Below are 1557 nucleotides of genomic sequence, written 5' to 3' on the forward strand. Positions count from 1 at the left end.
AGCAGGCTCGCTGCAGCCTGGCGCAGGTTTGGGTGAGGGCTGAGCACGAGTCACCGAGAGGTTCAGTGAGGCATCGGAGGGCGGCGAGGACCTTTCGACGACGGCGGTGTTGAGGCGAGCAGCGGTGTGTGCGGCGCTTCCAATCGACAGGGCGTCAGGTTGGTAGGTTTTGCTGCTGTGCCAGGTCGAGAGGATCCGGACCCGGCGGCCGAGCTTCGCGGACACATCGACCAGGTCGACACTATCGGCTGCCAGACGGCAGGTGTCCTCACGGGCGAGCAGGTACCGGGCCCGGGCCAGCGTTACGAACGCCTGGTTCGCCGGCCAAATCGTCCTCGCGCCCGCCCCGTTCCGGGGCCATGCACTGCGGAGGCGGCGTCGATCAGCCGGTCGTACGTGGCCACCGTCTGGGCCGCCCGCCGTCCACTCGGACCGCATGGTGGTCGCCCGGCCACCTGCCGGACCAGCCCCTGGGGTCGCGTACCGCACGCCGCCCGTCATGAGCAGCCGCGGGTGGTGGTCCTCCCTGAACACGCGCACGGGGGCGATGGTGCCATTCGTCCGGCCGGCGCTTCGGCCAGTGCAGCCCGCGTACGTCCGGCACCGGCGATCGCCAGTGGTCAGTCGGCGTTCGGGTTAAAGCGCCAGGATTAACAGGTCGGTGGGCTGGCTTAGGGTGCCCGCGACGGCCCGGACCCGGACGAGCCCGGCGCTCTCCCGGTCGGTCAGCACCGCCGCGTACGCCAGCCCACAGGGTCAGCAGCACGGCGGCCAGCGCGCCGAGTTTCAGTCCCAGCCCGCGGTCAGCGGTCCGGTGCTGCCACCCGGCTCACCCGGGTCCCGATCAGGCCAGGGTTGCCGGCCGGTGACGCTCGACCGGTCCGCGACGACGGCGCGTAGCAGGGCCAGCAGCTCCGCCCGGCTGCCGCATTTCAGCCGGGACCGCATCCGCGCGACGTGGTGCTCCACTGTCTTGGCGGAGATGAAGAGCCGGTCGCCGATCTCGCGATAGGTCAACCCCGCCAGTATCAGCTCGGCCACCTCGTGCTCCCGATCGCTGAGCCGGTAGCGGGTGGGACCGATGCCGGCGTCGGCCACCGGTGCCGAGCCGTCGTCCGCTCCCCTCTTGCGGGCTGCCCGCCGAGCCTGAAGCACCCGGGCGCACTCCAGCAGGGTGGTCATGGCGCGCCGGTCCGAGGTGCGGATCGCGGCCTGCCCGGCGAGGCGGGCGGCGTCCCAGCAAAGCCCGGCGTCGTGCAGCCCTCGGGCGGCGTCCTCCACCCGGACCGGGTCCACGACGCCACGCAGCACCTCGACCCAGATCGTGCCAGCTGCGGCGGCTGCGGCGGCGTACCGGCTGTGGCCGGCGGCGGCGAGCAGGGCGGCGACGTGCGCGTCGGCGGCGGCCTGCTCCTCGGTGAGGATCGCCGCGTGCAGCCCGGTCCAGTGCAGCGGCGCGCTCCACAGCGCCGGGCCGCGAGCCGGTCCAGCAGCAGCCAGGCCTCCCGCAGGTAGGGCTTCAGCCGGGCCAGGTCGCCCAGCCGGGCGCCAGCGACG

Annotated in this window: 1 protein-coding gene; it reads right to left on the bottom strand. The window is 73.2% G+C overall.

Going from position 1 to position 1557, the window contains the following annotated elements:
• Positions 1 to 786: 786 nt before the first annotated feature.
• Positions 787 to 1557, bottom strand: a 771-nt coding sequence (locus IRY44_RS30390) for a helix-turn-helix transcriptional regulator (protein ID WP_228533120.1), incomplete at its 5' end; no start/stop codon positions are given.

The organism is Micromonospora sp. ANENR4, from assembly GCF_015354395.1.
In the GTDB taxonomy this organism is placed as follows: Bacteria; Actinomycetota; Actinomycetes; order Mycobacteriales; family Micromonosporaceae; genus Micromonospora; species Micromonospora aurantiaca.